Annotated in this window: 4 protein-coding genes; 3 read left to right on the top strand and 1 reads right to left on the bottom strand. The window is 74.1% G+C overall.

The features are described 5' to 3' along the window. The first annotated feature begins 148 nt into the window (after positions 1 to 148). Both ACW0Q9_RS29040 and guaA read left to right on the top strand, forming a co-directional pair. Positions 149 to 1,846: an FAD-dependent oxidoreductase gene (locus tag ACW0Q9_RS29040; protein ID WP_456186717.1), complete on the top strand. Its 1,698-nt coding sequence runs from the start codon at positions 149 to 151 to the stop codon at positions 1,844 to 1,846. A 68-nt stretch (positions 1,847 to 1,914) separates the two neighbouring features. After that, positions 1,915 to 3,468 carry a glutamine-hydrolyzing GMP synthase gene (guaA, locus tag ACW0Q9_RS29035; RefSeq protein ID WP_456186715.1) on the top strand — a complete coding sequence of 518 codons (1,554 nt, stop codon included), beginning with the start codon at positions 1,915 to 1,917 and terminating at the stop codon, positions 3,466 to 3,468. A 7-nt stretch (positions 3,469 to 3,475) separates the two neighbouring features. Here the strand turns inward: guaA and ACW0Q9_RS29030 are convergent, their stop codons facing one another. Next, the gene (locus tag ACW0Q9_RS29030; RefSeq protein WP_456186713.1) at positions 3,476 to 3,826 is read right to left on the bottom strand and encodes a PspC domain-containing protein; all 351 of its coding nucleotides are present in this window, start codon (positions 3,824 to 3,826) and stop codon (positions 3,476 to 3,478) included. Between the two features lie 144 nt (positions 3,827 to 3,970). On the opposite strand from ACW0Q9_RS29030, the gene ACW0Q9_RS29025 reads away from it, so the two are divergent. Beyond that, positions 3,971 to 4,918: an NUDIX hydrolase gene (locus ACW0Q9_RS29025; RefSeq protein WP_456186711.1), complete on the top strand. Its 948-nt coding sequence runs from the start codon at positions 3,971 to 3,973 to the stop codon at positions 4,916 to 4,918. Positions 4,919 to 4,954: the final 36 nt, after the last annotated feature.

Raw genomic sequence — 4,954 nt, 5'->3', positions numbered from 1 at the left:
GACCAGCACCACGGCCACCAGGGCGGCCACCCCCAGCAGCCACCGTCGTCGCGTCATCGCGGTCCCCTTCCCCCGTCATCGAGCGCTCTGCATGATCTGCGAAAAACGCTCGCTGGCGCTATAGCTACCCGTCGGTAATGATGCGTCCATGCGGTACGACGTGGTCGTCATCGGGTCCGGCTTCGGCGGCAGCGTCACGGCGCTCCGGCTGGCCGAGAAGGGCTACACCGTCGGGGTCCTGGAGGCCGGCCGGCGCTTCGCCGACGACGAGTTCCCCGAGACCTCCTGGCGGGCGCGGCGCTTCCTGTGGGCCCCGAGGCTCGGCTGCTACGGCCTGCAGCGGATCACCCTGCTCCGGTCGGCCGACCGGAAGGCCGGCGGCGGGGTGCTGGTGCTGGCGGGCGCCGGGGTGGGTGGCGGCTCGCTGGTCTACGCGAACACGCTCTACGAACCGCTCGACGCGTTCTACGCCGACCCGCAGTGGCGGGACATCACCGACTGGCGCGACGAACTGGCCCGCCACTACGACCAGGCGAAGCGGATGCTCGGCGTCACCACGTACCCGATCGTCACCGGGGCGGACCGGGCCATGCGGGCGGTGGCCGAGCGGATGGGGGTGGGGCACACCTTCCACGCGACGCCGGTGGGCGTGCACATCGGCCGCCCCGGCGAGCGGGTGCCCGACCCGTACTTCGGCGGGGTCGGGCCGGACCGGACGGGCTGCAACCACTGCGGCTCCTGCATGACCGGCTGCCGGCACGGCGCGAAGAACACCCTGGTCAAGAACTACCTCTGGCTGGCCGAGCGGCTCGGCGCGCAGGTCCACCCGCTGACCACGGTGACCGCGGTGCGCCCCGCCGCCGGCGGCGGCTACCAGGTGCACACCGAGCGCACCGGCGCCTGGGTGCGCAAGCGCCGCCAGGTGATCCACGCCGACCAGGTGGTCTTCGCGGCCGGCGCGCTGGGCACCCAGCGGCTTCTGCACGAGATGAAGGCGACCGGCGCGCTGCCCGCCCTGTCGCCCCGGCTCGGCGAGCTGACCCGCACCAACTCGGAGGCCATCCTCGGCGCCTCGGTCGGCTCCGGCCAGGCCCGGCGGCGCGGCCTCGACTTCACCGAGGGGGTGGCGATCACCAGCTCGTTCCACCCCGACCCGCAGACCCACATCGAGCCGGTCCGCTACGGCAAGGGTTCCAACGCCATGGGCCTGCTCCAGTCGCTGCTGGTCGACGGCGGCCCGCACCGGATCCGGCGCTGGCTGGGCAGCATCGTCCGGCAGCCCGCGCTGGCCGCCCGGATGCTCTCGGTGCGCGGCTGGTCCGAGCGCACCGTGATCGCCCTGGTCATGCAGTCGGCCGACAACTCGCTGACCACCCGCTACCGGCGCGGTCGGTTCGGCCGCCGGCTGGTCTCCGGCCCGGGGCACGGCGCGCCCAACCCGACCTGGATCCCGGCCGGCAACGAGGCGGTCCGGCTGCTCGCCGAGGAGATCGACGGCACGCCGGGCGGGGCGGTCACCGAGCCGTTCAACATCCCGATGACCGCGCACATCCTGGGCGGCGCGGTGATCGGCGACAGCCCGGAGCGCGGGGTGGTCGACCCGTACCACCGGGTGCACGGCCACCCCGGGCTGCACGTGGTGGACGGCGCGGCGGTCTCGGCGAACCTCGGCGTCAACCCGTCGCTGACGATCACCGCGCAGGCCGAGCGGGCCATGTCGTTCTGGCCCAACAAGGGCGAGGAGGACCCCCGCCCGCCGCTCGGCGCGCCCTACCGCCGGCTCGCCCCGGTGGCGCCGAGGCAGCCCGCCGTCCCCGCCCACGCGCCCGCCGCGCTGCGCCCCTGACCGGCGCGGCGCGCGACACACCGGCCCGCGGCCCGCGCCGGCGGTGACTGTCGGTAGGCTGTCTGCACATGAGCACGCCTCGCCCCGTCCTCGTGGTGGACTTCGGAGCCCAGTACGCCCAGCTCATCGCGCGCCGCGTCCGCGAGGCGAAGGTCTACTCGGAGATCGTCCCGCATTCCATGCCGGTGTCCGAGATGCTGGCGAAGAACCCGGCCGCGATCATCCTGTCCGGCGGCCCGTCCAGCGTCTACGCGCCCGACGCCCCGCAGATCGACGCCGGGATGTTCGACGCCGGTGTCCCGGTCTTCGGCATCTGCTACGGCTTCCAGGCCATGGCCCAGGCGCTCGGCGGCACCGTGGCGCGCACCGGCAACCGCGAGTACGGGGGCACCCCGCTGCACGCCCGCCCGGAGGCCGGCGTGCTGCTCCGCGACCTTCCCGACGACCTGCCGGTCTGGATGAGCCACGGCGACTGCGTCACCGAGGCCCCGGCCGGCTTCGCGGTCACCGCCGAGTCGGCGGGTGCGCCGGTCGCCGCGTTCGAGGACCTGACCGGCCGGCGGGCCGGGGTGCAGTTCCACCCCGAGGTCGGGCACACCGCGCACGGCCAGGAGATGCTTACCCGCTTCCTCTACGACATCGCCGGCATCGAGCCGACCTGGACGCCCGAGAACATCATCGACGAGCAGGTGGCCCGGATCCGGGAGCAGGTCGGCGACAAGGAGGTCATCTGCGGCCTGTCCGGCGGCGTCGACTCGGCGGTCGCCGCGGCGCTGGTGCACAAGGCCGTCGGCGACCAGCTCACCTGCGTCTTCGTCGACCACGGCCTGCTCCGCGCCGGCGAGGCCGAGCAGGTGGAGAAGGACTACGTCGCCGCCACCGGCATCAAGCTCAAGGTGGTCGACGCCCGCGAGCGGTTCCTCGGCGCCCTCGCCGGGGTGACCGACCCCGAGCAGAAGCGCAAGATCATCGGCCGGGAGTTCATCCGCGTCTTCGAGGCCGCCGCCCGGGAGATCGCCGCGCACGGCGACGTCGAGTTCCTGGTGCAGGGCACCCTCTACCCCGACGTGGTGGAGTCCGGCGGCGGCACCGGCACCGCCAACATCAAGAGCCACCACAACGTCGGCGGGCTGCCGGAGGACCTGAAGTTCGCGCTGGTCGAGCCGCTGCGCACGCTGTTCAAGGACGAGGTCCGCACGCTCGGCCTCCAGCTCGGGCTGCCCGAGGCGATGGTCTGGCGGCACCCGTTCCCCGGCCCGGGCCTGGCCATCCGGATCATCGGCGCGGTCGACGAGGAGCGCCTCGCCGTGCTCCGCAAGGCCGACCTGATCGCCCGGCAGGAGCTCACCGCCGCCGGCCTCGACCGGGGCGTCTGGCAGTTCCCGGTCGTGCTCCTGGCCGACGTGCGCAGCGTCGGCGTGCAGGGCGACGGGCGCAGCTACGGGCATCCCGTGGTGCTGCGCCCGGTCTCCAGCGAGGACGCGATGACCGCCGACTGGTCCCGGCTGCCCTACGAGGTGGTGGCCCGGATCTCCACCCGGATCACCAACGAGGTCGCCGAGGTCAACCGGGTGGTCCTGGACGTGACCAGCAAGCCGCCGGGCACCATCGAGTGGGAGTGACGCCGGGTCAGGCCGCCGGCGGCATCGGCGGCTGAGGCGCCGGCCGGGGTGCCGGCTCCGGCGTGGCCGGGGCCGCGGGCGTCGGCGGGACGGGCGGCCAGCCGGGCGCGGTGCCGGGCGGGTGCGGCCAGGCGGGTGCCCCCGCCGGCTCCTCGGGCATCAGGAACCACATGATCGGGTACGCCAGCGCGGCGAGCCCGCCGGTGAGCAGGGTGGCCACCGCGAAGCCCACCCGCACGAGGGTGGGGTCGACGGCGAAGTAGCGGCCGAGGCCGCTGGCCACGCCGGCGACCATCCGGTCGGTGACCGGCCGGCGGAGCTGCTTGTACGGGGCCTGGGAGGGGTTCGTCGAGGTCATGTCTCCACGGTCCCGCGCGGGCCGGCGGGCGACCTCGGTGACCGCCCGGACTCCTACCCTGACGCGTCCCTGAGGCGCCAGCCAAGAGTCAGGAATCTGACTCTTTTCGATGCCGGTAACGGCATCCGGGGAGAATTTCCTCCCGTGACCACCTTGCTGGAGCCGCTCCGCAGGATCGCGGCATACGCAGTTTGTGCTGATTCAGACGGCCGAGTGTTGCTGGTCCGCGCATCGGAGCGCTCCGGCACCCCCGGCACGTGGTCGCTGCCCGGCGGGGCGGTCGACCACGGTGAGGACCCCAAGCACACCGTCGTCCGGGAGACCGCCGCGGAGACCGGGCTCTCGGTGGCCGTCGCCGCCCTCCAGGACGTCCTCGCCGACATGCGGGCGCTGCCCGAGCGGGGCATCACGATCCACACCGACCGGCTGCTCTACACCGTCTCGGTGCGGGGCGGGACGCTCGCCGACCGGGTCGACCGCCCCACCGACCTGGCCCGCTGGTTCACCCTCGACGAGGCCCGGGAACTGCCGCTGCGCTCGTTCGCCGCGCGCGCCCTGGGCCTGCCGACCGCCACCGACGACATCGTGCCGGAGGAGGTTCCCGAGTTCCCCTCGTTCTACGCCGTCCCCGGCCCCGACGGGCTGCACCGGGCGCAGCGCTTCGCCGCGTACGCCGTGGTGACCGACCCGGAGGAGCGGGTGCTGCTCACCCGGGTCTCCGACGGTTACCCGGGCGCCGGCTGCTGGCACCTGCCCGGCGGCGGCACCGACTACGGCGAGCAGCCGGGCGCCGCGCTGATCCGGGAGCTGGTCGAGGAGACCGGGCAGACGGGCCGCCTGGTCGAGCTGCTCGGGGTGGCCAGCCACCGGGACGCCGCCTCGCTCGGCCCGGAGGGCTACCCGATCGACTGGCACGGCGTCCGCGCCTTCTACCGGGTGGTCGTCGACCAGCCCGCCCCGCCCACGGTGGCCGACGTCGGCGGCTCCACCTGCGAGGCCCGCTGGTTCCGCCGCGAGGAACTGGGCGCCCTCCCCACCGACCGCCTCACCGAGGTGACGGCGGAAGCCGTCCAGGCCGCCCACCTGATCTGACCCCCCGACTCCCCTGCCTGCCTCTTATACACATAT

The sequence above is a fragment of the Micromonospora sp. I033 genome (assembly GCF_053890995.1).
This window is presented reverse-complemented; position numbering and strand designations above follow the sequence as displayed.

Coding starts and splice junctions, on each gene's coding strand:
- ACW0Q9_RS29040 (WP_456186717.1), top strand. CDS start 149: ATGCGGTACGACGTGGTCGTCATCGGGTCCGGCTTCGGCGGCAGCGTC.
- guaA (WP_456186715.1), top strand. CDS start 1,915: ATGAGCACGCCTCGCCCCGTCCTCGTGGTGGACTTCGGAGCCCAGTAC.
- ACW0Q9_RS29030 (WP_456186713.1), bottom strand. CDS start 3,826: ATGACCTCGACGAACCCCTCCCAGGCCCCGTACAAGCAGCTCCGCCGG.